This window comes from Tropicibacter oceani, assembly GCF_029958925.1.
Classification (GTDB): Bacteria; Pseudomonadota; Alphaproteobacteria; order Rhodobacterales; family Rhodobacteraceae; genus Pacificoceanicola; species Pacificoceanicola oceani.
The window spans coordinates 2,868,893-2,893,782 of sequence record NZ_CP124616.1 but is presented as its reverse complement, the minus strand read 5'-3'; the positions used below and the strand labels follow the sequence as shown (position 1 = coordinate 2,893,782).

Below are 24,890 nucleotides of genomic sequence, written 5' to 3'. Positions count from 1 at the left end.
AATGCCCCGTCAGGGCAACGGCTTTGTCCGCGGCGATGGGCAGCAGGGTCAGGGAGCGTCGGCCAGCATGCGATCGACCGTTTGCGTCGAAAGCGCCAGAACCCGCGCCGCTTCGGTCCGAGAGCGCACCAGGCTGACCGAAAAGGGGGTGCGCCCTTCGATCAGTTGCTGGAACATCCGGGCCATGCCGTAATTGATGTCGCGGGTGGCAAGGATGACGAACAAGGTGCCAGGTTCGATGTCAACCGCACTGTCCGCGATAAACGAGGCCAGCGTCGAGACCTGGGCATAATCCGCATCGAACCGCGTGATGCCGGTCAGATCGGTGATCTGGGCAAAATCCGGTGAAAAGGCGGGGTCAGCCATGGCCGACCGGGTGGCCGTCCGGCAATCCTCGATCGAATAGACGCCGTGCATGCGGAATGCGATGCAGCGCTCGTCGGGAAAGATCTGGTAGTCAAAGGCCATTGTGTCTGCTCAAGTCAAGGGTCGTTGAAAAGCGCGGTGGCGTATCCGGACGGGCCGGGCAAAGGTAGCACAGACAGTCAACACGCGGTAGGCGGGTTATCGCATCCTGTCGCGGTCAGGCGGGGCGTCCTTTCGCGGCACGTTCAGCGCATCGTGCAACGCCGGGAAATCCGCTTCGGGTTGTCCCGCCAGCTTGAGCGCGGCGGCCTGATCCTTGACCACCACGATCTTGACCTTGGACAGCGGCGACAAAGTCTGCTCCAGCATTCTGGCCATGCCATAGATCGTGTCCGATCGGGCATAGATCACGCTCAGGGCTGGTTCGGGAAAGGCGGCCAGCGCGCGCTGCATCGACAAGAGGCGGGTCAATATCCCGCGAAAACTGGCATGGACGGACGTCAGCTGGCTTGTGTCACTCAACATCGTCAGGTCTGGCGAGAACCGCCTGTCCGCGACGAAATCCAGAAAGACTTCGGCGCAGTCCGCGGTGGTCACGCTTCCCTCAAATCGGAAAAGAGCCAAGCGTCGTTCCGGAATAATGCTGTACCGGATCGGCATTGGAAACCCTAGTTGAAAAGTCATCTTTATCGTTTGTTTCCAAGGGTATCGCAAATCCACCCTGCGGCAACATCTTTCGGTGCAAAAAACAGGGGCGCCGACATGGGCGCCCCTGAAATCATTTGAAACTGCCGGTTAAAGTGTCAGTCCATCGCCTTGAAGTTGAGCGCGGCCCCGTCCTTTATACCAGAGAACCAGCGCGCAGTGACGGTCTTGGTCTTGGTGTAGAATCGGAAGGCATCCGGGCCATACTGGTTCAGGTCGCCAAAGGCCGATTTTTTCCAGCCGCCAAAGGTGTGGTAGGACAGCGGAACCGGGATCGGAAAGTTGATCCCGACCATGCCGACATTGACCCTGTGGGCAAAATCGCGCGCCGTGTCGCCATCGGCGGTATAGATCGCGGTGCCGTTGCCATAGGGGTTGTCCATGGTCAATTTCAGCGCCTCTTCATAGCTGTCGGTGCGCACCTGGCTCAGCACCGGGCCAAAGATTTCCTCTTTGTAGATGTCCATGTCCGGGGTCACGTTGTCGAACAGCGACGGGCCGACGAAATAGCCGTTCTCATAGCCCTGAAGCTCGAACCCGCGGCCGTCGATCAGCAGGCTGGCGCCCTGGGCGACACCGGAATCGATCAGGCCGGTGATCCGGTCCTTGGAGGCCTTGGTGATCACCGGGCCAAAGTCCACGTCGTCGCCGCCGGTATAGGGGCCGACCTTCAGTTTCTCGATGCGCGGGATCAGCTTTTCGATCAGCGCGTCGGCGGTGTCCTTGCCCACGGGCACCGCCACCGAGATCGCCATGCAGCGTTCGCCTGCCGCACCGTAACCGGCGCCGACCAGCGCGTCGGCGGCCATGTCCAGGTTGGCATCGGGCATGATGATCATGTGGTTCTTGGCGCCGCCAAAGCACTGGGCGCGCTTGCCGTTGTTGGCGGCGCGGCCATAGATGTACTGCGCGATCGGGGTCGACCCGACAAAGCCCACGGCGGCAATTGTGTCGTTGTCCAGGATGGCATCGACCACCGCCTTGTCACCGTTCACCACTTGCAGGACGCCATCGGGCAGGCCGGCCTCTTGCAGCAGTTCGGCCAGGCGCAGCGCGGTCGAGGGGCAGCGTTCGGACGGCTTGAGGATCATGGCGTTGCCGCAGGTCAGGGCAGGGGCCATCTTCCACAGCGGGATCATCGCCGGAAAGTTGAAGGGCGTGATGCCCGCGACCACGCCCAGCGGCTGGCGCATGGAATACAGGTCGATGCCGGGGCCGCCATCGTCGGTGAATTCGCCCTTGAGCATGGCCGGTCCGCCCATGCAGACCTCGACCACCTCAAGACCGCGCTGCACGTCGCCGCGTGCGTCGGGCAGGGTCTTGCCATGTTCGCGGCTGACCAGCTCGGCCAGCTCGTCCATGTGGTCGTTGATCAGCTGGCCGAATTTCATCATGACGCGGGCGCGGCGCTGCGGGTTGGTGGCGCCCCATGCGACCTGTGCCTCGGCGGCCTTGGCGACGGCGTCGTTCAGTTCCTCGACGGTGGCCAGCGGCAGACGCGCCTGCACTTCGCCGGTGGCGGGGTTCATCACATCGGCAAAGCGGCCCGAGGTGCCTTTGACATGGGCGCCGTTGATGTAGTGGGACAGTTCTTGCATGGGGGGTCCTCCGATTGGGTCTGGGGCGACCCTACTCTTGCAAAAATGCGCGATAAAGGGGCAATGTGGCAAAAGGGTTTTGCAAAAATGCAAGGGCGCCATGTCAGACAGTTGGGATGACCTGCGGATTTTCCTGGGCGTGGCGCGGGGCGAAAGCCTGTCGGCGGCGGGGCGGTTGCTGCGCATGGACCCGGCCACCGTGGGGCGGCGCATCGCCCGGCTGGAACAGGGGATGGGCGCGGCGCTGTTTGTCAAAAGCCCGCAGGGCTATGCGCTGAGCGAGGCAGGCGTGCGCATGCTGCGCCATGCCGAAGAGGCCGAGCAGGCGCTCAGCCTGGCCTCCGAGGCGGTGCGCGGTGGCGCCGAAGGGCTGTCGGGGCAGATCAGGATCGGTGCGCCGGACGGCTGCGCCAACTTCTTGCTGCCGCAGGTCTGCGCCCGGATCGCTGACGACAACCCGGACCTTGAGGTGCAGATCGTTGCCCTGCCGCGCGTGGTCAACCTGTCGCGCCGCGAGGCCGACATGGCCATCGCCGTCAGCGCCCCCACCGCCGGACGGCTGGTGGTGCAGAAGATCACCGATTACCGCCTGCATCTGGCCGCATCGCGCGCCTATCTTGCGCAACACCCGCCGATCCGGGCGGTCGGCGATCTGCATGACCACCGCATCACCGGCTACATTCCGGACATGATCTTTGACAAGGAACTGGACTACCTGGGCGAGCTGGGCCTGACCCGGGTGCCGCTGGCCTCGAACTCGGTCTCGGTCCAGTTCCAGTGGATCCGGCAGGGCGCGGGGCTGGGGATCGTGCATGATTTCGCCTTGCCCACGGCACCCGACCTGCGCCGCATCCTGACCGACCAGGTCAGCCTGAAGCGCAGCTTTTACCTGGTGCGCCACGCGGACGACCGCAGGCTGGAACGGATGAACCGCTTTGCCGATGCCCTGTTGACCCACATGCGGGCCGAACTTGCCCGGCTGGAACGGCTTTGCGTGAACGTCTGACTTGACAGAATGATGCACCGCGACGACGCTGGGGAAACGGGGCAGCGCATAAAAAGGAGTACCCACATGCAAGTGCACAGCATCCTCAAGAGCAAGGGATCGGATGGCGTCGTCACGGTGAAACCGGGGACCCTGATTTCCGATGCGGCCAAGATCCTGGCGGAAAAGCGGATCGGCACCGTGGTGATCTCGGCCACCGGGACGGATGCGCTTGGCATTCTGTCGGAACGCGACATCGTGCGCCAGCTGGCCGCGCATGGGGCCGGCTGCCTGATCGAAACCGTCGATACCTTCATGACCAAGAAACTGGTGACCTGCACCCGGTCGGATCAGGCCGACGACGTGCTGAGCAAGATGACCGAAGGCCGGTTCCGCCACATGCCGGTGATCGAAGACGGCGAGATGGTCGGACTGATCACCATCGGCGACGTGGTCAAGGCCCGCCTGTCGGAACTGGCGATGGAGAAAAGCGCGCTGGAAGGGATGATCATGGGGCACTAAGCGCCCCCCGGATCGGATCGCGCAGGCAGTTTTGATATTTCCGGGTTGCATTCCCGCGCGCAATATTGTTGCGTGCGCCCCAACGTGACGAAAAGGCCAGGCCCCCATGCGCATCGGATTGTACCCCGGGACGTTTGATCCCATCACTCTTGGGCATATCGACATCATCCGGCGCGCTTCGGCGCTGGTTGACCGGCTGGTGATCGGGGTGGCCATCAACCGCGACAAGGGGCCCTTGTTCTCGCTTGAGGAACGGGTTGCCATGCTGGAGGCGGAATGCGCCTATCTGTCAAAACAGACCGATACGGAAATCGTTGCCCATCCCTTTGAAAACCTGCTGATCGACTGCGCCAATGACGTGGGCGCACAGATCATCATCCGCGGCCTGCGCGCGGTTGCGGATTTCGAGTATGAATATCAGATGGTCGGCATGAACCGCGTGCTCGACAGTTCAGTCGAAACGGTGTTCCTGATGGCCGAGGCCCGGCATCAGGCGATTGCCTCGAAACTGGTCAAGGAAATCGCCCGGCTGGACGGGGACGTGTCAAAATTCGTCACGCCCCCGGTGCATAAGGCCCTGCTGGAAAAGCTGGGCAAAACCCGCGCCTGACCCCAGGGGCCGGGCAAGGGGCCGTTGATTAGCCGTAGACCGCCTTGCGGGCGATGCGGTGTGCATCGGCCGGGCTGAGGCCCAGGTCATCGGCCACGTCCTTGGGCATATTGCTCAGTTCCTGGACGGTGCGGTTGTAGCGGGCGCGCTTTTCAAGGCTGGCGCGTACAGTGTTGAAGAAACCATTCATTTTCAGTCTCCTGTTCTCAAGGTTCGCTTGTTTGCGTTACCGATAAGATAGGAAATGCTGCACTGCAGAACAATTGCCGCTTCGGTCTTTCCGCCTTGCGTTCAACGCATGGAACCGGCGGGCTTGGTTAAGGGTTTCGGCGGCTCGCGCCCGGCCTGCAGTCAGCCCTGTATGGCTGTTCATCGAATCTTTACCGCTTCGAGGTTAACCTTAACAAGGTATGAGGCGGTCCGGGTTTCGGTATTGGGCCGGGGCGGGCGCCTCGCAAGGACGGAGAGTGTCATGCACATTGGATATGCAGCGGCCCTTCCCTTGACGCGGACGCCGGGCCGGGGGGCGGCGGCGCTGCAGGAAGTGGCAATGATGACAAACGGACGGGCCGAGGTGGTGCTGAAACCGCCTGTGCCGGTCTCGACCCAGTTTCTGCCCGCCAGCGAAGCCAGGGCAATGCCTGCGGCGACGGCGCAGGCGGCCTCGGCCTACAAGGCGGCCAAGGGGGCATTCGCGCTGGACTGACGCCCTGGGCGCGGCAACGAAAAAGGGCCGCATGATGCGGCCCCTTGCGTGACTGTACGGGCCCCGGAATGCCGGGGCCGGGGCCGGCGCGCTTAGATCAGCTTGCCCATGGCGACGGCGGTGTCGCTCATCCGGTTCGAGAAACCCCATTCGTTGTCGTACCAGGTCAGGATGCGTACCATGGTGCCTTCCATGACCTTGGTCTGGTCGGTGTGGAACACCGAGGAATGCGGGTCGTGGTTGAAATCCGAGCTGACCAGCTTTTTGTCGGTATAGCCAAGGATGCATTTCAGCGGGCCATCGGCGGCGGCGCGGATCGCGGCGTTGATTTCTTCGACGGTGGTGGTGCGGGCGGCCTCGAAGGTCAGGTCGACGACCGAGACGTTCGGCGTGGGGACGCGGATCGCGACGCCGTCCAGCTTGCCGTTCAGTTCCGGCAGCACCAGGCCCACGGCCTTGGCGGCCCCGGTCGAGGTCGGGATCATCGACAGCGCGGCAGCGCGGGCGCGGTACAGATCCTTGTGCATGGTGTCCAGCGTCGGCTGGTCGCCGGTATAGCTGTGGATCGTGGTCATGAAGCCTTTGACGATGCCGACGGTGTCGTTCAGCACCTTGGCGACGGGCGCCAGGCAGTTGGTGGTGCAGGACGCGTTGGACACGACGATGTCGTCCGATGTCAGCACGTCGTCATTGACGCCGAAAACGATGGTCTTGTCGGCATTGGCGCCGGGCGCCGAGATCAGCACGCGCGACGATCCGTTTTCAAGGTGCGCCTGGCAGGCCTCTTTCGAGGTGAAGATGCCGGTGCATTCCATCACCACGTCGATGTTCGACCAGGGCAGGTCGGCGGGGTTGCGGATGGCCGACACCTTGATCTGGCCACGGCCCACGTCGATCCAGTCATCGCCCGAGGTGACGGGCGCCGGGAAACGGCCGTGCACGCTGTCGTATTGCAGCAGGTGGGCGTTGGTTTCCACCGGCCCAAGATCGTTGATGGCGACCACTTCGATATCGGTCCGGCCGGATTCGATGATCGCGCGCAGGACGTTACGGCCGATGCGGCCAAAACCGTTGATTGCAACCTTGACTGTCATGGAAGTCTCCCTTCGTGCCAAATGGCCTGGATGTGGGTGTTAACGCTAACAATCAAAGACCGGGCGAAATGTCAACGTCCCGCGCCGGGCCTTGGCATCTTTTTTGGGGTCAGGCTGCGCCTGTGGCGGGCCGCCGTCAAGGGCCGGGGTGGCCCGGGTCAGCGCCAGAAGGCCAGCCAGTCAAGCAGGGTGAACATCTTTTTGCCAAGGAAAACCAGATGTTCGCTGCCAAAGATCATGTAATCCGCGACGATGGCGGCAACGATCATAACCCCGAGGTAGATGGCAAGTTTGTTGGTCATGTCGGCTCCGGCGTTTTCAGCCCCTCATGCCAGAGGCGCGGCGCGCTGTCACCCCGAAGTTGCATGGCCCGCGCCGTCCGGCGGGGTGCTTTGCGGCGTCTGCATCAGGTCCTCGACGAAAAGCCCCAGCAGGGCGCCGCGCCCGGTCACCCCGGCCTTGCGGTAGATCGCGCCAAGCTGCGCCTTGACGGTGCCCTCGGCGGTGCCGCGCAGCGCGGCAATTTCGGCGATCGACATGCCCTTGAGCGTGAAGGTGGCGACATCGGCCTCGGAGGGGGTCAGCTGCCAATCGGCAAAGCGCGCCTCCATGATATCGTGAAAGGCGCCGGCGGCAATCGACAGCTGCGCCTGCAGGTGGGCTTCGCGGCGCAGCAGTTTGCCCAGCAGGTGGATCTCGACCGCGACCGCCGCGATCAGCGCCAGCGCGGCCAGGGTTTCGATCACGAAATGCGGGTTGTTGAGGGGCGGCCAGGCGGCCTCGAGCCCGTCGATGGCGACGTCCCACAGGAAGAAACCCGCGCACAGGATCTGGCCTGCGATCAGCGCCACAAGCGCCAGCGGCCTGGAGGTGGACTTGTCCGTCATGGATCGACAGATACGCCTTTCGGGATGCGTTTGACACCGGTGACCATGGCGCGCGGCAAGTTGACGCCGGTGCGGCGGCTTTCCCAGATCACTGCGCCGACATGCAGGACCACGGAAATCTCGGCCCAGGTGACCAGTGCCTCGTGCGCCTCTTCGACCCAATCGACGCCCCAGAAGGTGTCGGTGGTCATCAGGTGGCCGGTCAGGGCGATTCCCGCGATGCTGAGCAGCAGGTTGAAGATCATCAGCGCGCCCAGCGGCGAATGCCCCATATGCGCCTTGCGCCGCCCGGCAGCGATGTCGGCCATCTGTCGGACAAGGCCGGCGCGGGTCGGCGCAAAGCTGGCAAAACGCGCCGCATAGGGCCCGACCAGCCCCCAAAGCACCCGCACGGCGATCAGCGCCGCGATGGCATAGCCGACGACCTCGTGGGTCTTGCTTTCGTCGTCGGTGAACAGGGCGTTGGCGGCGAAAAGCAGCACAAGGCTCCAATGAAAAATCCGCACGAGGGGATCCCAGATGCGATGTTCGGTCATGTCCCTACCTTCCTGCAAAGCCGGGGGCGGGGGGGATCCCCGCCGCCCGGGCCAGGGTCAATCGTCGATCTTGGTCTTGATGATGTTGAAATCGGCATCGAGATACAGCTCGAGCCGCGCCCCGTCCTTGAGGGCGTAGACCTCGATCATGCCGTCCTCGCTTTCGATCTTGCGCACGTCATAGCCTTGGGCGGTCAGCTTGGCGCGGATCTGCTCTTGCTGCTGGGTGCTCAGGTTGCCCGAGGCAAGGGCGGCGCCGGTGCCAAGCACCAGCGCGAGGATGGATGCGGTCAGAATGCGGGTCATGGTCAGTCTCCTGTGTCATGTGACGGTCGTACCGGGACAGGATGTCCGTGGCATGACAGGAAACGTGACCACGACAGGCGCCGCGGTCCATGCGTCTTTGGGCAGAATCCGCCCGCCTATACCCCAGGTTTGCGGGGCTATGACTTTGGTTTAGGCCACCCTGGCGGGGGCGGCGCGGGTCAGCATGCCGAACAGGTCGCGCGGATCGTCGGGATCGGCCAGCAGGTCCAGCGGCAGGTTCAGACCGGTGTCGCGGGCCTTGGTCAGCACATAGCGCAAGGCGCTGAAATCCTCGATCGCAAAGCCGACGCTGTCGAACAGGGTGATCTGCCGGGCATCGCGGCGCCCCGGGGCCTGACCGGTGATGACCTGCCACAGCTCGGTCACGGGATGATCAGCGGGCAGTTGCTGGATTTCGCCCTCGATCCGGGTCTGGGCCGGGTATTCGACAAAGATCTCGGCGCGGGTCAGAACGCCGGGGGCCAGCTCTGTCTTGCCCGGGCAATCGCCACCGATGGCGTTCAGATGCACGCCGGGGCCGACCATGTTGTCGGACAGGATCGTGGCGTTTTTCTTGTCGGCGGTGCAGGTGGTGATGATCTGCGCGCCCTCGATGGCGTGTTGCGCGGTGGTGCAGGGAATGACGGTCAGCCCGGTGCCGCGCAGGTTCGCGGCGCATTTGGCGGTGGCACGCGGGTCGGTGTCATACAGGCGGACTGTGTCGATGCCGACCAGCGCCTGCATGGCAAGGCACTGGAATTCCGACTGCGCGCCATTGCCGATCATCGCCATGCAGCGCGCGCCCTTCGGGGCCAGGTATTTCGCCGCCAGCGCCGACATGGCGGCGGTGCGCAGGGCGGTCAGCAAGGTCATTTCCGACAGCAGCAGCGGATAGCCGGTGTCCATGTCCGCCAGCAGGCCAAAGGCGGTGACGGTCTGCAGCCCTTCGGCGGTGTTCTTGGGGTGGCCGTTGACGTATTTGAAGGCATAGTGGGTTTCATCGGCGGTGGGCATCAGTTCGATCACGCCGACCTCGGAATGGGCGGCGACGCGCGGGGTCTTGTCGAACTGTTCCCAGCGGCGGAAATCCTCTTCGATGCATTCGGCGATGCCGGTGATCATCTGCTGCAACCCGACGCGGTGGATCAGCTGCATCATGTGATCGACGGACACGAAGGGCACGAGGGCTTTGGCGGAGGGGGTCATGGGCTTTGTCCTGTAGCGGATTGGGGCAAGGGCGGAGCGAGGGGCGCTGCCCCTCGCGCTCCCCGGAGTATTTTGGCCAAGAAGAAGAGGCGGTCAGAGCAGGCGCGGGGTGGGGCGGTCAAAGACCCGGCGGCCAAGCGCCGAGGCGCAAAGATCGACCATGACCTGCGCGGTGCGGCCGCGTTCATCCAGCATCGGGTTCAGTTCCACCAGGTCCATCGAGGTCATCAGGCTGCTGTCGTGGATCAGCTCCATCGCCAGGTGGGCTTCGCGGACGGTGGCGCCGCCCGGAACGGTGGTGCCGACGGCGGGGGCGATGCTGGGATCGAGGAAATCGACATCGAGCGAGACATGCAGCGCGCCGCCGGCCTGCGCGACGCGGGCCAGGAAGGGGGCGAGCAGGGCCTTGATGCCGTGTTCGTCGATGGCGCGCATGTCGTGGCGGTTGATGCGCGAAGCTTCGAGCGCGGCGCGTTCCGCCCCATCGACCGAGCGCAGGCCGAGAATGCACAGGTTTTCCTGCGGAATCGGGTGGGGCACCGGCGGAAAGGCGTCAAAGCCCGGTTGCCCGGTGACATAAGCCAGCGGCGTGCCGTGCAGGTTGCCCGATTGCGTGGTCTGCGGCGTGTGGAAATCGGAATGGGCATCGAGCCAGAGCACGAATTGCGGCCGGCCTTGTGCCGCGGCATGGGCGGCCACCCCGTGCACCGATCCCAGCGACAGCGCGTGATCGCCGCCCAGAAAGATCGGCAGGCCCTGCGCCATGGCATCCTGCGCCGCCGCGCTGAGCGTTTGCGTCCAGCCGACGGTGCGGGGCAGTTCGAACAGGTGGTCCATCGCCGCGACCGCGCAGGGGCGCGGCGCGAGGTTGCCCAGGTCGCGCACCTCGTGGCCGAGGTCGGCGAGGGCGCCGGGCAGGCGGGCGACGCGGTAGGCGTCGGGCCCCATCAGGCAGCCCTGCCGGGTCTTGCCGCTGTCCACCGGGGCGCCGATCAGAAGAATTGTCTTGGTCATGGGGTTTTGTCCTGTTCGCGAAGCGTTGCGGCATTATTTTCCCGATATGTGCAGGGCGAAAGCGTGCATTTTGCACGAAGTGGGGATAGATTGACCGAAACGGAGGCAAAAATGGCCGAATTGGACGATGTGGATCACCGCTTGATCGCGGCGTTGCGCCACGATGCGCGGGCGGCGCTGTCGGATCTGGCGGTGCAGCTGGGGCTGTCGCGCACCACCGTGCGCGCGCGGATCGAGCGGTTGCGCGCGGCGGGGGTGATCCTGGGGTTTTCGGTCGTGCTGAAGGAGGATGTGACACAGGACGCGGTGCGCGCGCTGATGATGATCGGGATCGAGGGGCGCGGCGCGGACCGGATCAAGCGGCAGATCATGGGCCTGCCCGAGGTGCGCGCGGTGCATTCGACCAACGGCCGCTGGGATGTGATCGTCGAGCTGGGCGCAGGCAGTCTGGAGGCGCTGGACCGGGTGCTGGACAGGGTGCGGCGGCTGGACGGGGTTGCGACCTCGGAAACCTCGTTGCTGTTGTCGACGCGGCATCCGGGGCGCTGAGGCTGATGACACCGGTTTTCATCGGCGCGCGGATCTATCGCGGATCAAGCTACGGGCGCAATCATCCCCTGTCGATCGAGCGGGTGCCGGCGGTGATCGACCTGTGCCGCGCGCTTGGCTGGCTGCCCGAGGCGCGCTATCGGACTTCGCCGCGGGCCAAGCCGGCCGCGCTGACCGGCTTTCACACCGAAACCTATGTGACCCAGCTGATGCGGGCCGAGCAGCAGGGCGCGGTCAGCGAGGAGGTGCGCGCGCGCCACGGTCTGGGCACGCTGTCGAACCCGATCTTTGCGCAGATGTACCGCCGTCCGGCCACGGCGGTGGGCGGCGGTTTGCTGGCGGCGGAACTGGTGGCGCAGGGCGGGGTGGTGTTCAACCCCGGGGGGGGCACGCATCACGGGCTGGCCGATCGCGCGGCGGGGTTTTGTTACCTGAATGAACCGGTGGTGACGATCCAGCGGTTGCTGGCGATGGGGCTGCGCCGCGTCGCCTATGTGGACATCGACGCCCATCACGGCGACGGGGTCGAGGCGGGGTTTGCCGGATCGCAGGCGGTGCGGCTGATATCGGTGCACGAAGAGGGGCGCTGGCCCTTCAGCGGCGCGCTAAAGGATCGGGCGGGCGGTTCCGCCTTTAACCTGCCGGTGCCGCGCGGGTTCAACGATGATGAATTCGCCTATGTGCTGAACCAGTTGATCCTGCCGGCGGTGCAGGATTTCGCGCCCGATGCGGTCTTTTTGCAATGCGGGGCGGATGCGCTGGTCGAAGATCCGCTGTCGCGGCTGGCGCTGTCGAACAATGCTCACCGCGCGGCGGTGCGGGCGCTGCGCGCGTTGTCGCCGCGTCTGATCGTGTCGGGCGGCGGCGGGTACAACCCCTGGTCCGTGGCGCGTTGCTGGGCCGGGGTCTGGGCAGAGATGGCCGGGTACGAACTGCCCGTCGCATTGCCGCAGGCCCCGCAAGGGGTGCTGCGCGCCCTGGCCTGGCATCGCAAGGGCCAGCCCTCCGAGACGCTGTTGACGACGCTGCAGGATGCGCCGCGCGGCGGTCCGATCCGCGACGAGATCCGTCAAAGGGTGGCAACGCTGCGCGAGCGGTTGCAGCGTCAGTTGTGACTGGGGGAACCGGAGGATTGGAGCGGGTAACGGGAATCGAACCCGTAACTAAAGCTTGGGAAGCTGCCGTGATACCTTTTCACCATACCCGCGCTCCGGGATTTCCAGATAGCCCAAGGGATGCGCCCTTGCAAGGGGGCTGAGGGCGGATTTGCCGCCCGGCCCGGCGCTTTGGGGATCTGCCCGGCGGGCGCCTAGTTGAAGTGATAGTTCCAGACCACGGACACGACGCCCATCCGTGCGCGGGTGTCATAGGCTTCGGCGGTGTTGATGTTGCTGGCGCGGCCCTTGTGGCGCACCGTACCGAAATCGTAGTGGCGATAGTTGATCCCCACCGACGAGCGCTGCGACACCTTGTAGGACAGCCCCGCGCCCAGAACATAGCCGTTGTGCCGCTCGTCCGAGCGGAAGATGCACTTGGGTACGCAAAAGCTGTCGACGTTGTCGATGCCGACCTGGGCAATGGCGAACCCGGCCTCGGCATAGGGCAGCCAGCGGCCGGTGGCATAGCCGATCTTGCCGGTCAGCGCGATCGGCCGGTCGATCGAGGTGCCAAGCCGATCCGTGCCGGGAAAGAACTTGCTGTTCTCGTTGGTTTCCAGAGACAGGGCCATGCCGCTCAGCTCGACCCCGAAGACAAGGTTGCTGCTGGTTTGCCAGTTATAGCCCATCTGCGCGCCAAAGCCGCCTGCGTCGCTGTCCTGCGACAGTTTGCTGCCGGGGGCAAAGGTGTACCAGCCGCCGTTGCGGTCCTCCCATTTCACGGTGCCCTTGCCCTTGCCATAGCTCAGGCCGCCGTAAAAGCCGGCCCAGTTGGCGACCTGCGGGGCAGGGCGGACCACCGGGGGATCGGCGGGCGGTGTTTCGATGGTGCCGGCCTGGGCCAGCCCGGCGCCGGTCAGCGCGGCGGCGGCCGTCAGGGTTGCAAACGCGGTGCGCAGGGTCTGTTTCATCAGGCGGGTTCCAAATGCAATGGCCGAAAGGGCCGTGAAAAACGGGGATCAATGGCGCCAGTCTGGCACGAATCCGCCGCGTTTCACAGTCTTTCGTGACCCCTGCGCCGAAAGCCCTGCGCCCGTTCAGCCTCGGCGCCTGCGCCGCCGCCCGTCGCCATCGCCGCCCGACCCGCCGGTGTTGAAGCTGACCTGCGGAAGCGAGGTCAGTTTCGCCAGCTCCGGGAAAGGATCGGTGGCATGGGGGATGGCGTTGGCGTTGACAAAGTGTTCCTGGAAGCGCGGCTCGATGGCGGTTTCGACCTTGGTGATCTCGCGCACCACGCGCTCGATCTCGCGGCGCGAAGTGACGTTGCACAGGGCGATGCGCGCGCCGGTGCCTGCGGCGTTGCCGGCGCTGGTCACCTTGTCCAGCGGCACATCGGGGATCATGCCCAGCACCATGGCGTGCAAGGGCGAGATATGCGCGCCAAAGGCCCCGGCCAGCACCACGCGGTCCACCTTGTCGACGCCGCGTTCGTCCATCAACAGGCGCGCGCCGGCATATAGCGCCGATTTGGCCAGCTGGATGGCGCGAATGTCGCCCTGCGTTACGGTGATGCGCGGGCCGCCGTCGGCGGTGGCGTCGTGGATCAGATAGGCATGGGTGCGGCCTTCGGGGATGCTGCGCTCGGTGCCGGTCTGTTCGGCGCTGCCGATCAGGCCCTTGGCGTCGACCAGGCCCGCGATGCGCATTTCGGCCACCGCCTCGATGATGCCCGATCCGCAGATGCCGGTGATGCCGGTCTGGGCGGTTTCGTCCCAGAACCCGTCCTCGTCCGACCACTTGTCACAGCCGATCACCTTGAAGCGCGGGTCCTTGGTGACCGGGTCGATGCGGATCGCTTCGATGGCGCCGGGGGCGGCGCGCTGGCCTGAACTGATCTGCGCGCCCTCAAAGGCCGGACCGGTGGGCGACGAACAGGCCAGCACGCGGCTGCGGTCGCCCAGCAGGATTTCGGCATTGGTGCCGACATCGACGATCAGCGCCAGATCGTCGGATTTGCCGGGTTCTTCGGACAGGGCCACGGCGGCGGCATCGGCCCCCACATGGCCTGCGATGCAGGGCAGGATATAAATCTGCGCCGAGGCGGGCAGGGCGCTCAGCCCCAGGTCCGCCGCCGTCAGCGACAGCGCGTCCGAGGTGGCCAGCGCAAAGGGCGCCTGACCCAATTCCACCGGGTCGATGCCCAGCAGCAGGTGATGCATGACCGGGTTGCAGACAAACACCGTTTCAAGGATCAGGCTGGTGTCGATCCCGGCCTCGGCCGCGATTTCCTGCGCCAGCGCGTCCAGCGACTCGCGCACCGCGCGGGTCATTTCGACGTCGCCGCCAGGGTTCATCATGGAATAGGACACCCGGCTCATCAGGTCTTCGCCAAAGCGGATCTGCGGGTTCATGATCCCCGAAGAGGCCTTGACCTCGCCGGTTTCGAGGTTGGTCAGATGCGCCGCGATGGTGGTCGATCCCAGGTCGATGGCCAGACCGTACAGCCCGCCTTCGTGCAACCCGGGCCAGGCGGCGGTGATGTGCGGCGCACCCGCGCCATCCTTGTGCAGGGCAACGGTGATCTTCCAGTCGCCCTTGCGCAGGATCTTTTGCAGCTGCGCCACGACCGGAAAGGCGGCGGTGACGTCCTGCATGTCCCATTGATCGCGCAGCGCGCGCGCCACGCGCTCAAGATCACCGGTGGGTTCGTGCATGTCGGGCTCTTCGACCTCGATGTAGAACAGCCGCGTTGCCGGGTCCATTTCGATGGCCCGCGCGCTGGCCGCCTTGCGCACGACCTGGCGGTGCACCTGGCTTTCGGGCGGCACGTCGATAACAACGTCGCCCTGCACCGTCGCCTGACAACCCAGCCGCCGACCCGCTTTCAGCCCGCGCTTGTCGTCATAGCGTTGCTCGACCGCGTTCCAGTCACTCAGCGCGCCCTGCGCCACGGTCACGCCATGCTTGGGGAAATCGCCATAAGACGGCGTGATCTGGCATTTTGAACAGATCCCCCGCCCGCCGCAGACCGAATCCAGATCGACGCCCAACTGACGGGCGGCGGTCAGAACCGGGGTACCGACGGGAAACCGCCCGCGTTTGCCCGAAGGGGTAAAGATGACAAGGGGATCTGTGCTCATGTCGGTCGTCCTGTGCGCGTTTGTCGGGGAACATACGCGTGCGGCGGGGAATGAAAAGGCAGCCTGCGTCATTCCGTCGTCAAAACACGGCACAAGCCGCGAAAATCCCCGGGTTTCCGGCGGCGACGGGCGGCGCGTCTATTCCCGGCCCAGCCAGCGCAGGATTTCACCGCGGTTGCCATCCAGATCGGGCGACGGCGCGCGGGTGGTCGGATCGGGGGCATCGGACATCTTGATCGGATTGCCCGCCGCCTTGAAGGCCGCGCGCCCGTTCTTGTCCAGGATGTCGACCACCATGTTGCGCGCCAGGATCTGCGGGTCCTTCAGAACCTGGTCGACGGTCTGGATCGGCCCGGTCGGAATGCCCGCCGCCGTCAGCTTGGCGATCCAGTGGGCGCGCGGATGGTCCAGCGTCACCGCCTCGATCAGGCGTTTGAGCAGCCGCGCGTGTTTGCAGCGATCCACATTGGTGGCAAAGCGGTCGTCCCCCATCAGCGGCAGGTTCAGCGTGATGCACAGCTTTTCGAACAGCTTGTCATTGCCCGCCGCAATGACGAACAACCCGTCGCTGGCATGAAAGGTCTCGAACGGGGTGATCGACGGATGGCGCGCCCCCGAAGGCGCCGGCGGCTTGCCGGTGACGGTGGTGATGGCCACTGCGTGTTCCAGAATGGCCAGCTGGCTGTCCAGCATGGCGACGTCGATCTTGCGCCCCTTGCCGGTCTTTTCGCGGTCGAACAGCGCAGCCAGCACGCCCTGGCCCAGGTACATCCCGGCGATGATATCCCCGATCGAGGCACCGACCCGCACCGGATCGCGGTCCTTTTCGCCGGTGATGCTCATGACGCCGCCGCGCGCCTGTACCACCATGTCATAGGCCGGGCGCTTGGAATCCGGACCGGTGTGGCCAAAGCCCGACACCGCGCCATAGATCAGCCGCGGATAGCGCGCGTGCAGATCCTCCCAGCCATAGCCCATGCGCTCCATCACGCCGGGGCGATAGTTTTCCAGCACCACATCGGCGCGCGCCAGCAGGATTTCAAAGGTGGCGCGGTCGTCCTCGTCCTTCAGGTCCAGGGCGATGGATTTCTTGCCGTGGTTGATGGCGGCGAAATAGGCGCTCTTGCCATCCTTGAAAGGCGGAAAGGCGCGGGTGTCATCGCCGACGCCCGGACGCTCGACCTTGATCACCGTGGCGCCCATGTCGGCCAGCGTCATGGAGCAAAAAGGCCCGGCCAGCACATGGGTCAGGTCAAGCACGGTAACGCCGGTCAGAGGATGGGCCATGGGATCACCTTTGGTCAGGGGGCTGGGGTCAGGGGCAGAATGCCCGCCCGGCCAAGGATGCTGCAAGTGCGAAATTGCGGCGCGGCGGGATGACGCGCAGGCTCAGCCCGCTTTGGCCGTGCGCGCGTGAAAGACAAACCCCAGCAGGTTCATCAGCAGTTGCGCCGCCAGGATCGCGGTCGACCCGCTCCGGTCATAGTCGGGGGCCACCTCGACCAGGTCGATGCCGACGACCGGATGGGCGCGCGCGACATGCTGCAACAGCTCCAGCACTTCGTAATACAGAAAACCGCCATGGCTGGGCGTCCCGGTGCCCGGCGCGATCGAAGGGCAGAACCCGTCAATGTCTATGGTGATATAGACCGGCGCGCCCGCCGGCAGCCGGTTCGCCGTGGCCAGCGGGCCAAGCGCCCGCATCTGCCGCACCGACAGGATGTCCGACCCCATGGCGCGGGCGGCGTCATAGCCCTCTTTCGCGGTCGAGCTGACATTGCGGATGCCGACCTGGGTCAGGCCGCTGACCCAGGGCTTTTCCGCGGCCCGGCGCATCGGGTTGCCATGGCCGCGCGTCACGCCGTGGCGCTCATCGACGAAATCCAGATGCGCGTCGATCTGCAACAGGTGAAAGGGCGCGCGCCCTTCATAGGCCTCGATGCAGGGGATGTTCACCGAATGATCGCCCCCGATCACCACGGGCAGGGCCCCCGCCGCCAGCGCCGCCTCGACCCCGGCGCGGATGTTGGCGTGGCTTTTCACCGTGTCCGTATGCACGATATCCGCATCGCCCATGTCGACGATGCGCACATCCTCGCCCAGGTAGGTCACGTCGTCCTCGTGGTCATAGGCCCCGGCATGGCCAAAGGAAAACAGGGTCGAGGCCTCGCGCACCGCCCGCGGGCCAAAGCGCGCCCCGGCCCGCCACTGCGTCCCGGCATCATAGGGCGCCCCCAGCACCGCCACATCGGCCGCGATCGTACCCCAATCCGCCACATGCGGCTTTCTGGCAAAGGTGCAGATGCCGGTGAACGGCAGGTCCAGCCGCCCGCCCTCGTATCCGTGGCTCATGGTCTCTCTCCGCTTTTCACGCAGGCTGCGCCGCGCCTTTCGCGGACACAAGCCCCCCGGGTTTCTTTGTGCCAAAAATATCCCGGGGGAGGGGCTGCGCAGCAGCGCCGGGGGCAGCGCCCCCGATGCGTGGCCATTTGCCCTTTCCCCCCGGCCAGATCCATGCAATAGGAAACCGCCAACCGATCCCCTCCAAAGGAGCCGCCCCATGGAGATTCGCGAGGCCCTGACCTTCGACGACGTCCTTCTCATTCCCGGTGCATCCGACGTGCTGCCCAGCACCGCCGATACTCGCACCCGGGTGACCCGTTCCATCGACCTCAACATCCCGCTGCTGTCCAGTGCCATGGACACCGTGACCGAGGCCCGCATGGCCATCACCATGGCCCAGGCCGGCGGCATGGGCGTGATCCACAAGAACCTGAGCGCCGAAGAACAGGCTCGCCAGGTCCGCCGGGTCAAACGCTTTGAAAGCGGTATCGTCTACAACCCGGTGACGCTGACCCCCGACCAGACCCTGGCCGACGCCAAGGAATTGACTGAACGCTACGGCTTTACCGGCTTTCCGGTGGTCGACAAGGACCACCGCGTGGTCGGCATCGTGACCAACCGCGACATGCGCTTTGCCGAACATGACGACACGCCGGTCAAGGCGATGATGACCCATGAAAACCTGGCCATCCTGCACGAACCCGCCGACCGCCAGCAGGCGATCAGCAAGATGAAGGAACGGCGCATCGAAAAGCTGCTGGTCACCGATGCCAGCGGCAAGCTGACCGGCCTTCTGACCCTCAAGGACACCGAACAGGCCGTGGTCAACCCGACCGCCTGCAAGGATGAACTGGGCCGCCTGCGCGTCGCCGCCGCCAGCTCTGTCGGTGACAGCGGCTTTGCCCGCACCGAAATGCTGATCGACAGCGGCGTCGACATCGTGGTGATCGACACCGCCCACGGCCATTCGCGCGGCGTGATCGAGGCCGTGACCCGCGCCAAGAACCTGTCCAACAGCGTTCAGATCATCGCCGGCAACGTCGCCACCGCCGAGGCGACGCGCGCGCTGATCGATGCGGGCGCCGATGCGGTCAAGGTCGGCATCGGGCCGGGCAGCATTTGCACCACGCGCATGGTGGCCGGTGTCGGTGTGCCGCAGCTGACGGCCATCATGGACTGCGCCCAGGCGGCGGGCGATGTCCCGGTGATCGCCGATGGCGGGATCAAGTTCTCGGGCGATTTCGCCAAGGCCATTGCGGCGGGTGCCTCCTGCGCCATGGTTGGCAGCATGATCGCTGGCACGGACGAAAGCCCCGGCGAGGTGATCCTGTACCAGGGCCGCAGCTTCAAGGCCTATCGCGGCATGGGCAGCCTTGGCGCCATGGCGCGCGGCTCGGCCGATCGCTATTTCCAGAAGGACGCGGCCAGCGACAAGCTGGTCCCCGAAGGCATCGAAGGTCAGGTCGCCTACAAGGGCAGCGCGGGGGCCGTCATTCACCAGTTGGTGGGCGGATTGCGCGCGGCCATGGGCTATACCGGTTGCGCCACGATCGAACAGATGCGCCACAACTGCCGCTTTGTGAAGATCACCGGTGCGGGGCTCAAGGAAAGCCACGTCCACGACGTGCAGATCACGCGCGAGTCGCCGAACTACCGCGTCGGATAAGCCCGGGCATCGGCACACCGGACAGAAAAAGGGCGGGGTACACCCCCGCCCTTTTGGCCGTTTTGGGGCAGGGCGGGGCTATGCCCCGCATGCCCAACGGGGTCAGTCATGGCCGTTGATCAGCTCTTGCATCATCGCGCGTTCCTCTTCGGTCAGGTCGGTCAGGGGCGTGCGCACCGGGCCGGTGTCAAAGCCGCGCAGGGACACGCCTGCCTTGATCGCCGACACCGCATAGCCGGTACACCGGTCGCGGATCGCCGCGAAGGGATAGTAGAAATCGCGCAGCATCGCCTCGCAGGTCTTGTCATCCCCGGCCACAAAGGCCGCGTGGAACTTCAGCGCGGTCCTGGGCACAAAGTTGAACACCGCTGACGAATAGGTATCCACCCCCGCGCCGCGATAGGCCTGGGCAAAGAGTTCATGCGTCGGCATGCCGCCGATATAGGCCAGCCGGTCGCCGTTGTGCACGGTGATGCGTTTGACCGTGTCGATGTCGCCGGTGCCGTCCTTGAAACCGATCAGGTTGGGGCAGTCATCCGCCAGCCGCGCCAGCGTCTGGGCCGAAACCACCGACTGACCGCGATTGTAGACGATCACGCCCATGTTGGTCGATTGGCAGACGCGGCGGATGTGCGCCTCGATCCCGGCCTGGGGCGCGCCGATCAGGTAGTGCGGCAGCAGCAGGATGCCGTCGCCGCCCGCCGCCTCGATCCCCTGGGCCATCTCGATGGCCATGCGGGTGCCATAGCCGCAACCGGCGATGATCGGATCGTTCGGCTGGGCCGCCTTGGCGGTCTTGACCACCGCCACCACTTCGTCCGGCGACAGCGAGAACAGCTCGCCGGTGCCGCCGGCGACGATCAGCCCGGCAACGGGGGTTTGCGCCAGCCATTCCAGATGGGCGGCAAAGGCGCGGTGGTTCACCCGGTCCTCGGCGTCGAAGGGGGTGACGGGAAAGGACAGCAGGCCAGAGCGGATGATGTCGCGCAGCTCGGTTGGTGCAATCATGGTCGGTTCTCTTTTCTGAAAGGACGCGGGCAGGGGTCAGTCTTCGTGGATGCCATCGGCGCAAAAGGCGCCGCCCTGGTAAACGGCGGTCGGATCATCCGCCGGCGGCGGGTCCATTTCGGCGTCGATCTTGGCGCGAAAGACCTCGCTGCTGTCCTTGGGCTGCCAACCCAGGTACGCGACCTCGCGGTTGTCCCACCAGCTGGCGGCATTGGCCGAGGCGCCATAGATGATCGGGCACCCAAGGCGCGGCACGGCAAAGATGCGTTCGATCAACTGGACCATGTCGTCATAGCTCATCCAGGTGGACAGCATGCGGTGGTTGACCGGTTCGGGAAAGCACGACCCGATGCGAATGCTGGCGGTCTCGATCCCGAACTTGTCGTGGTACATTGATGCCAAGGCCTCGCCAAAGACCTTGGACACGCCATACAGCCCGTCGGGGCGGGTCACCGACCTGGCGTCCAGCCGGTCGCTTTGCTTGTGAAAGCCGATGGCGTGGTTCGAGCTGGCAAAGATGATGCGCGGCTGGGTGCTGGATTTGCGCGCCGCCTCGTACAGGTTGAACATGCCGTCGATATTGGCGTTGCGGATGGTGTCCCACTTGGCCTCGACCGATTGGCCGCCCATGTGCACGATGCCGTCGCAACCTTCGACCATCGCCTCGACCGCGGCCTTGTCACCCAGGTCGCAATAGACGATTTCCTCGTTCGGGCGGGCGTCGCCCAGACCCTTGCGGGCGTTCAGCCGCAGGGTGGTGGCCAGGTGGCCCAGCCGATCACGGCAGACCGATCCAAGCCCGCCATTGGCGCCGGTGATCAGCAGGCGGTTCATTTTCGTCATCACAAAGTCCTTTCAAAGGGCGTGGTCCGGGGTGTCCGGGCAGCGGCAGGGCGAAAAGTTGTCATATAAGTTTTGCAAGCCCGGGGATGCGCCATGCGGGAAGTCCCCGAGTGGGCGCAGGATTCGTAAGGGGCTTGCGCTGTCATTTCCTTGTTTTCCATGGTGGTGCGGGTCAGGGCACGCCAAGTTGTCACATAGATTTCCATACCTGTCATATAAATTGGTTGACAGCTTGGCAATCCCGATGTCACCAATACCGCCAAATCGTGCCAATGCGGCCCGCCGCACCCGCACCATGCCACGGGTGCAGGGCGGTGAAACGGTCTGTTTGTCCCTTGTCCTGCCCTTGCCGCCCTTGGCAGGGCCCATCGAAAGCCCTGCCCATGCCCGACCTGCGCATCGCCGATGTCCGCATCACCCCCATCGCCTTTACCGATCCGCCCTTGCTGAACAACGCCGGTTGCCACCAGCCCTTTGCCCTGCGCTCGATCATCGAGGTCGAAACCGAGGATGGCGTGATCGGGCTGGGCGAAAGCTATGGCACCAAGGCGCTGATCGACGCGGTGGTGGCGCTGGCCCCCAGTCTGCGCGGACTGCCCGTGACCGACCTGAACGGGCTGCTGGCCCGGGCGCGGGCGCAGGACATGGGCGGGATCACCGGATATTTCGGAGTGCAGGCCCTGTTGCCCCGGGTGGTTTCGGCCATCGAGGTGGCGATGTGGGACGCGCTTGGCAAGGCGCTGAACATGCGGGTCTGCGATCTGCTGGGCGGGCAGGTGCGCGCGCGCGTGCCGTTTTCGGCCTACCTGTTCTACAAGTTCGCCGGTCACGCCGGGCAGGACGCCGACGACTGGGGCGAGGTCCTGACCCCCGAACAGCTGGTCGGCGAGGCGCAGCGCCTGGTGGACAGCTACGGCTTTGAGGCGATCAAGCTCAAGGCCGGCATCCTAGAACCCGAGGCCGAGATTGCCGGTCTCGAGGCGCTGCGCGCCGCGTTTCCAAAGGCGCCCCTGCGCATCGACCCCAATGGCGGCTGGACCGTCGAGACCGCGCTGAAGCTGCTGCCGCGCCTGACCGGGCTGGTCGAATACCTCGAGGATCCGACCAAGGGCATCGAGGGCAATGCCCGCGTTCAGGCGGCGACCGACATTCCCCTGGCGACCAACATGTACGTGGTAGCCGACGAACACCTGCCCGCCAACATGGCGCAGGGGGCGTTCCGGGTGATCCTGAGCGATCATCACTATTGGGGCGGGTTGAAGGCCAGTCGCGATCTGGCCCGGATCTGCGAGATCTGGGGCCTTGGCCTGTCGATGCATTCCAATTCCCACATGGGGATTTCGCTGGCGGCGATGACCCATCTGGCGGCGGCGACGCCGAACCTGACATATGACTGCGACACGCATTACCCCTGGCAGGTGGACGAGGTGATCGAGGGCGGCAAGCTGAAGATCGAGGGCGGCAGCCTGGCGGTGCCCGAGGGGCCGGGGCTGGGCGTGACGCTGGACCGGGCGCAGTTGGCGCGGCTGCATCGCAACTATCTTGATTGCGGCTATACCCGCCGCGACGACGAAACCGAAATGCAAAAGCACCAGCCCGGCTGGAGCTTTGCGCGGCCCCGCTACTGAGCGCAACACCAGGCGCCGCGCCCCGGGTCACGCCTGCCCTTGTCCCCGCGCGGGGGCAGGGCGCCATGAAAGGAAGGCACATCATGCAGCCCAAAGTGCAGGGCGGAACACTGGTTCACAGCACCAAGCAGGCGCTGTCGGCCCGCATCCTTGGCGGTGAATTCGCCCTTGGCGCGCGGCTGCCCTCCGAGGCACGGCTGTGCGAGGAATACGGCGTCAGCCGCACCGTGATCCGCGAGGCCATCGCCAGCCTGCGCGCCGATGGCCTGGTCGAACCGCGCCGCGGCGCCGGGGTCTTTGTGGTCAAGGACACGCTGGACAGCGGTCTGCCCTTTACCGACGTCGATTACGACCGGGTGTCCTCGGTCATCGAGGTGTTGGAGCTGCGCACCGCCATCGAAATCGAAAGCGCCCGGATTGCCGCGACGCGCCGCTCGGCGGCGCAGATCGAAAGGATCCTCGAGGCTGCGGATGACGTGCCGCGCCGCGCGCGCGATGGCCAGGCCACCGCCGAGGCGGACTTTGCCTTTCATCTGGCGATTGCCGAGGCCACGGGAAATCCGCGCTTTGTCGAGGTGCTGACCATGCTGGGGGCCGCCGCGATCCCGCGCAAGGCATTGCGCCCGGCCACCGAGCATCGGAGCCTGGACAGCTATCTGACCCTGATCGACGAAGAACACCGGCAGATCGTCGATGCCATCCTGGATCAGGACCCGGACGCCGCCGGTGTCGCCATGCGCCGGCACCTGGAAGGGGCGCAAAAGCGCTATCGCAAACTGCTGCGCCGGGCCTGAAGGCTGGACAGGGGCGGGCTGTTGCGGCACATGCCCGGGGGCACACCGCAGGAGAACGCACATGCAGCCAGCCGCCCGGGTACAGACCGCCATCGAGATCCTGGATCGCATCCTTGCCGGAGAGGCGGCCGAACGCGCCCTGACGAACTGGGCGCGCGGGGCGCGTTATGCCGGGTCCAAGGACCGCGCGGCGGTGCGCGACCATGTCTTTGACGTGCTGCGCTGCCAGCGCTCCTGCGCGGCGCTTGGCGGCGGCGAAAGCGGCCGGGCGCTGATGCTGGGGCATCTGCGCGCCACCGGTCTGGACATCGGCGCGTTGTTCATCGGCGGCAGCTATGGCCCCGCGCCGCTGGATGAGGGCGATGCCCCCGGGCAGGCTCCGCAGGGCTATGAGGCCTGGGACATGCCGGACTGGCTGGGCGAAAAGCTGTCCGCCAGCCTCGGCGCGCAGGCCGAATCCGCCGCCATGGCGCTGCGCCATCGGGCGGATGTGTTCCTGCGGGTGAATACCCTTGCCGGAGACCTTGGCGCCGCCATCGCCGCCCTGTCCGAAGACGGCATCACCGCCGAGCCGCACCCGCTGTCACCCACCGCCCTGCGCGTGACCGAAGGCGCGCGCGCGGTCGCGCGCAGCCGGGCCTATACCCAAGGGCTGGTGGAATTGCAGGACGCCGCCAGCCAGGCGGTTGTCGATCTGTTGCCCTTGCAGCCCGGCCTTCGGGTGCTGGATTTCTGCGCCGGCGGGGGCGGCAAGACGCTGGCCATGGGCGCACGGCTGAACGGCGGCCCGGTCGAGGCGCATGACGCCGATCCGGGGCGCATGGCCGATCTGCCCGCCCGCGCCGCGCGCGCCGGGGTGCAGGTGATCGCCGCCAATGCTCCGCAGGGCCCCTATGACCTGGTTCTGGCCGATGCGCCCTGTTCAGGCAGTGGCGCGTGGCGACGCTCGCCCGAAGGGAAATGGCGGCTGACGCCGCAGGCCCTGGATGAATTGGTGCAGATACAGGCCGGAATTCTGGCGCAATGCGCCGCGCTGGTCGCGCCCGATGGCGTTCTGGCCTATGCCACCTGCTCCATGCTGGACGAAGAAAACGAAGCGCAGGTTCGGGATTTCGTGCAGGCCAACCCCGCCTGGCAGATTGAACTGACCCGGCAATTTCTGCCCGATGACGGCGGCGACGGGTTCTTTGTCGCCTGTTTGCGCAGGACGATTGCCAAGTGATTGCCCGTGGGGGATAGTCAAACAGGGTTTTCTTCAGGACAGTTAACGCTTGCTTAATGCTCGGG

Annotated in this window: 27 protein-coding genes and 1 tRNA gene; 10 read left to right on the top strand and 18 right to left on the bottom strand. The window is 65.5% G+C overall.

Annotated elements, in window-relative coordinates:
- Positions 1–48 precede the first annotated feature (48 nt).
- From QF118_RS13915 to QF118_RS13905, 3 genes are all read right to left on the bottom strand, one after another.
- The gene (locus QF118_RS13915; RefSeq protein WP_282299649.1) at positions 49–468 is read right to left on the bottom strand and encodes a hypothetical protein; all 420 of its coding nucleotides are present in this window, start codon (positions 466–468) and stop codon (positions 49–51) included.
- Positions 469–564: 96 nt separating this feature from the next.
- Positions 565–963: a hypothetical protein gene (locus QF118_RS13910; RefSeq protein ID WP_282299648.1), complete on the bottom strand. Its 399-nt coding sequence runs from the start codon at positions 961–963 to the stop codon at positions 565–567.
- A 206-nt stretch (positions 964–1,169) separates the two neighbouring features.
- Positions 1,170–2,669, bottom strand: a complete 1,500-nt coding sequence (locus QF118_RS13905; protein WP_282299647.1) for a CoA-acylating methylmalonate-semialdehyde dehydrogenase — start codon at positions 2,667–2,669, stop codon at positions 1,170–1,172.
- A 100-nt stretch (positions 2,670–2,769) separates the two neighbouring features.
- Here QF118_RS13905 and QF118_RS13900 point away from each other — a divergent pair, with 100 nt between their 5' ends.
- From QF118_RS13900 to coaD, 3 genes are all read left to right on the top strand, one after another.
- Positions 2,770–3,675, top strand: a complete 906-nt coding sequence (locus QF118_RS13900) for a LysR family transcriptional regulator (protein ID WP_282299646.1) — start codon at positions 2,770–2,772, stop codon at positions 3,673–3,675.
- Between the two features lie 66 nt (positions 3,676–3,741).
- Positions 3,742–4,176 carry a CBS domain-containing protein gene (locus tag QF118_RS13895; RefSeq protein WP_282299645.1) on the top strand — a complete coding sequence of 145 codons (435 nt, stop codon included), beginning with the start codon at positions 3,742–3,744 and terminating at the stop codon, positions 4,174–4,176.
- 106 nt (positions 4,177–4,282) lie between these two features.
- On the top strand, positions 4,283–4,786 hold the full coding sequence (coaD, locus tag QF118_RS13890; protein WP_282299644.1) for a pantetheine-phosphate adenylyltransferase: 504 nt from the start codon (positions 4,283–4,285) through the stop codon (positions 4,784–4,786).
- Between the two features lie 28 nt (positions 4,787–4,814).
- On the opposite strand, the gene QF118_RS13885 is transcribed toward coaD, so the two are convergent.
- Positions 4,815–4,976, bottom strand: coding sequence for a DUF1127 domain-containing protein (locus tag QF118_RS13885; RefSeq protein ID WP_282299643.1), 162 nt, complete (start codon positions 4,974–4,976; stop codon positions 4,815–4,817).
- Between the two features lie 360 nt (positions 4,977–5,336).
- Between QF118_RS13885 and QF118_RS13880 the strand changes: the two genes are divergently transcribed.
- Positions 5,337–5,492, top strand: a complete 156-nt coding sequence (locus tag QF118_RS13880) for a hypothetical protein (RefSeq protein WP_282299642.1) — start codon at positions 5,337–5,339, stop codon at positions 5,490–5,492.
- 92 nt (positions 5,493–5,584) lie between these two features.
- Here QF118_RS13880 and gap read toward each other — a convergent pair whose 3' ends face one another.
- The 7 genes from gap to rocF all read right to left on the bottom strand — a co-directional run bounded on the left by gap (position 5,585) and on the right by rocF (position 10,535).
- Positions 5,585–6,586 (bottom strand): type I glyceraldehyde-3-phosphate dehydrogenase, encoded by a 1,002-nt coding sequence (gap, locus tag QF118_RS13875; RefSeq protein ID WP_282299641.1) that lies wholly within the window; start codon positions 6,584–6,586, stop codon positions 5,585–5,587.
- A 158-nt stretch (positions 6,587–6,744) separates the two neighbouring features.
- Positions 6,745–6,888, bottom strand: a complete 144-nt coding sequence (locus QF118_RS13870) for a hypothetical protein (protein WP_282299640.1) — start codon at positions 6,886–6,888, stop codon at positions 6,745–6,747.
- Between the two features lie 48 nt (positions 6,889–6,936).
- Positions 6,937–7,473, bottom strand: coding sequence for a helix-turn-helix transcriptional regulator (locus QF118_RS13865; RefSeq protein WP_282299639.1), 537 nt, complete (start codon positions 7,471–7,473; stop codon positions 6,937–6,939).
- On the bottom strand, positions 7,470–8,009 hold the full coding sequence (locus QF118_RS13860) for a cytochrome b/b6 domain-containing protein (protein ID WP_282299638.1): 540 nt from the start codon (positions 8,007–8,009) through the stop codon (positions 7,470–7,472). Before QF118_RS13860 ends, QF118_RS13865 begins: the two co-directional genes overlap by 4 nt.
- Before the next feature lie 57 nt (positions 8,010–8,066).
- Positions 8,067–8,315 carry a PepSY domain-containing protein gene (locus tag QF118_RS13855; RefSeq protein WP_282299637.1) on the bottom strand — a complete coding sequence of 83 codons (249 nt, stop codon included), beginning with the start codon at positions 8,313–8,315 and terminating at the stop codon, positions 8,067–8,069.
- A 150-nt stretch (positions 8,316–8,465) separates the two neighbouring features.
- Entirely contained in the window at positions 8,466–9,521 is a 1,056-nt protein-coding gene (locus tag QF118_RS13850; RefSeq protein ID WP_282299636.1) for an ornithine cyclodeaminase, read from the bottom strand.
- Between the two features lie 93 nt (positions 9,522–9,614).
- The gene (gene rocF / locus QF118_RS13845) at positions 9,615–10,535 is read right to left on the bottom strand and encodes an arginase (protein WP_282299635.1); all 921 of its coding nucleotides are present in this window, start codon (positions 10,533–10,535) and stop codon (positions 9,615–9,617) included.
- 120 nt (positions 10,536–10,655) lie between these two features.
- Here rocF and QF118_RS13840 point away from each other — a divergent pair, with 120 nt between their 5' ends.
- Together QF118_RS13840 and QF118_RS13835 are read left to right on the top strand one after the other, a co-directional pair.
- Positions 10,656–11,084 (top strand): Lrp/AsnC family transcriptional regulator, encoded by a 429-nt coding sequence (locus QF118_RS13840; protein ID WP_282302480.1) that lies wholly within the window; start codon positions 10,656–10,658, stop codon positions 11,082–11,084.
- Positions 11,085–11,086: 2 nt separating this feature from the next.
- Positions 11,087–12,199 (top strand): acetoin utilization protein AcuC, encoded by a 1,113-nt coding sequence (locus QF118_RS13835; protein WP_282302479.1) that lies wholly within the window; start codon positions 11,087–11,089, stop codon positions 12,197–12,199.
- Positions 12,200–12,217: 18 nt separating this feature from the next.
- On the opposite strand, the gene QF118_RS13830 is transcribed toward QF118_RS13835, so the two are convergent.
- The 5 genes from QF118_RS13830 to speB all read right to left on the bottom strand — a co-directional run bounded on the left by QF118_RS13830 (position 12,218) and on the right by speB (position 17,673).
- Positions 12,218–12,291: transfer RNA gene (locus tag QF118_RS13830), tRNA-Gly, on the bottom strand.
- A 102-nt stretch (positions 12,292–12,393) separates the two neighbouring features.
- A complete protein-coding gene (locus QF118_RS13825) occupies positions 12,394–13,152 on the bottom strand; it encodes an outer membrane protein (protein WP_282299634.1) in 759 nt (252 codons plus the stop codon).
- A 126-nt stretch (positions 13,153–13,278) separates the two neighbouring features.
- Positions 13,279–15,321: an ASKHA domain-containing protein gene (locus tag QF118_RS13820; protein ID WP_282299633.1), complete on the bottom strand. Its 2,043-nt coding sequence runs from the start codon at positions 15,319–15,321 to the stop codon at positions 13,279–13,281.
- 138 nt (positions 15,322–15,459) lie between these two features.
- Positions 15,460–16,608, bottom strand: coding sequence for a CaiB/BaiF CoA transferase family protein (locus tag QF118_RS13815; protein ID WP_282299632.1), 1,149 nt, complete (start codon positions 16,606–16,608; stop codon positions 15,460–15,462).
- Between the two features lie 102 nt (positions 16,609–16,710).
- Positions 16,711–17,673 (bottom strand): agmatinase, encoded by a 963-nt coding sequence (gene speB, locus QF118_RS13810; protein ID WP_282299631.1) that lies wholly within the window; start codon positions 17,671–17,673, stop codon positions 16,711–16,713.
- Between the two features lie 208 nt (positions 17,674–17,881).
- Here speB and guaB point away from each other — a divergent pair, with 208 nt between their 5' ends.
- Entirely contained in the window at positions 17,882–19,330 is a 1,449-nt protein-coding gene (guaB, locus tag QF118_RS13805; protein ID WP_282299630.1) for an IMP dehydrogenase, read from the top strand.
- 102 nt (positions 19,331–19,432) lie between these two features.
- On the opposite strand, the gene QF118_RS13800 is transcribed toward guaB, so the two are convergent.
- On the bottom strand, positions 19,433–20,335 hold the full coding sequence (locus QF118_RS13800; RefSeq protein ID WP_317133909.1) for a 5-dehydro-4-deoxyglucarate dehydratase: 903 nt from the start codon (positions 20,333–20,335) through the stop codon (positions 19,433–19,435).
- Between the two features lie 39 nt (positions 20,336–20,374).
- Positions 20,375–21,181, bottom strand: a complete 807-nt coding sequence (locus QF118_RS13795) for an NAD-dependent epimerase/dehydratase family protein (RefSeq protein WP_282299628.1) — start codon at positions 21,179–21,181, stop codon at positions 20,375–20,377.
- Positions 21,182–21,564: 383 nt separating this feature from the next.
- Between QF118_RS13795 and QF118_RS13790 the strand changes: the two genes are divergently transcribed.
- The 3 genes from QF118_RS13790 (at position 21,565) to QF118_RS13780 (ending at position 24,825) form a co-directional block, all read left to right on the top strand.
- Entirely contained in the window at positions 21,565–22,809 is a 1,245-nt protein-coding gene (locus QF118_RS13790; protein ID WP_282299627.1) for an enolase C-terminal domain-like protein, read from the top strand.
- 83 nt (positions 22,810–22,892) lie between these two features.
- Complete coding sequence (locus tag QF118_RS13785) at positions 22,893–23,603, top strand: FadR/GntR family transcriptional regulator (RefSeq protein WP_282299626.1); 711 nt, start codon at positions 22,893–22,895, stop codon at positions 23,601–23,603.
- 61 nt (positions 23,604–23,664) lie between these two features.
- Positions 23,665–24,825, top strand: a complete 1,161-nt coding sequence (locus QF118_RS13780) for an RsmB/NOP family class I SAM-dependent RNA methyltransferase (protein WP_282299625.1) — start codon at positions 23,665–23,667, stop codon at positions 24,823–24,825.
- Positions 24,826–24,890: the final 65 nt, after the last annotated feature.

Coding starts and splice junctions, on each gene's coding strand:
- rocF (WP_282299635.1), bottom strand. CDS start 10,535: ATGACCAAGACAATTCTTCTGATCGGCGCCCCGGTGGACAGCGGCAAG.
- QF118_RS13880 (WP_282299642.1), top strand. CDS start 5,337: ATGATGACAAACGGACGGGCCGAGGTGGTGCTGAAACCGCCTGTGCCG.
- QF118_RS13815 (WP_282299632.1), bottom strand. CDS start 16,608: ATGGCCCATCCTCTGACCGGCGTTACCGTGCTTGACCTGACCCATGTG.
- QF118_RS13870 (WP_282299640.1), bottom strand. CDS start 6,888: ATGACCAACAAACTTGCCATCTACCTCGGGGTTATGATCGTTGCCGCC.
- QF118_RS13905 (WP_282299647.1), bottom strand. CDS start 2,669: ATGCAAGAACTGTCCCACTACATCAACGGCGCCCATGTCAAAGGCACC.
- QF118_RS13790 (WP_282299627.1), top strand. CDS start 21,565: ATGCCCGACCTGCGCATCGCCGATGTCCGCATCACCCCCATCGCCTTT.
- QF118_RS13900 (WP_282299646.1), top strand. CDS start 2,770: ATGTCAGACAGTTGGGATGACCTGCGGATTTTCCTGGGCGTGGCGCGG.
- QF118_RS13895 (WP_282299645.1), top strand. CDS start 3,742: ATGCAAGTGCACAGCATCCTCAAGAGCAAGGGATCGGATGGCGTCGTC.
- coaD (WP_282299644.1), top strand. CDS start 4,283: ATGCGCATCGGATTGTACCCCGGGACGTTTGATCCCATCACTCTTGGG.
- QF118_RS13865 (WP_282299639.1), bottom strand. CDS start 7,473: ATGACGGACAAGTCCACCTCCAGGCCGCTGGCGCTTGTGGCGCTGATC.
- gap (WP_282299641.1), bottom strand. CDS start 6,586: ATGACAGTCAAGGTTGCAATCAACGGTTTTGGCCGCATCGGCCGTAAC.
- QF118_RS13820 (WP_282299633.1), bottom strand. CDS start 15,321: ATGAGCACAGATCCCCTTGTCATCTTTACCCCTTCGGGCAAACGCGGG.
- QF118_RS13795 (WP_282299628.1), bottom strand. CDS start 21,181: ATGACGAAAATGAACCGCCTGCTGATCACCGGCGCCAATGGCGGGCTT.
- QF118_RS13825 (WP_282299634.1), bottom strand. CDS start 13,152: ATGAAACAGACCCTGCGCACCGCGTTTGCAACCCTGACGGCCGCCGCC.
- QF118_RS13785 (WP_282299626.1), top strand. CDS start 22,893: ATGCAGCCCAAAGTGCAGGGCGGAACACTGGTTCACAGCACCAAGCAG.
- guaB (WP_282299630.1), top strand. CDS start 17,882: ATGGAGATTCGCGAGGCCCTGACCTTCGACGACGTCCTTCTCATTCCC.
- QF118_RS13855 (WP_282299637.1), bottom strand. CDS start 8,315: ATGACCCGCATTCTGACCGCATCCATCCTCGCGCTGGTGCTTGGCACC.
- QF118_RS13915 (WP_282299649.1), bottom strand. CDS start 468: ATGGCCTTTGACTACCAGATCTTTCCCGACGAGCGCTGCATCGCATTC.
- QF118_RS13860 (WP_282299638.1), bottom strand. CDS start 8,009: ATGACCGAACATCGCATCTGGGATCCCCTCGTGCGGATTTTTCATTGG.
- QF118_RS13780 (WP_282299625.1), top strand. CDS start 23,665: ATGCAGCCAGCCGCCCGGGTACAGACCGCCATCGAGATCCTGGATCGC.
- speB (WP_282299631.1), bottom strand. CDS start 17,673: ATGAGCCACGGATACGAGGGCGGGCGGCTGGACCTGCCGTTCACCGGC.
- QF118_RS13885 (WP_282299643.1), bottom strand. CDS start 4,976: ATGAATGGTTTCTTCAACACTGTACGCGCCAGCCTTGAAAAGCGCGCC.
- QF118_RS13850 (WP_282299636.1), bottom strand. CDS start 9,521: ATGACCCCCTCCGCCAAAGCCCTCGTGCCCTTCGTGTCCGTCGATCAC.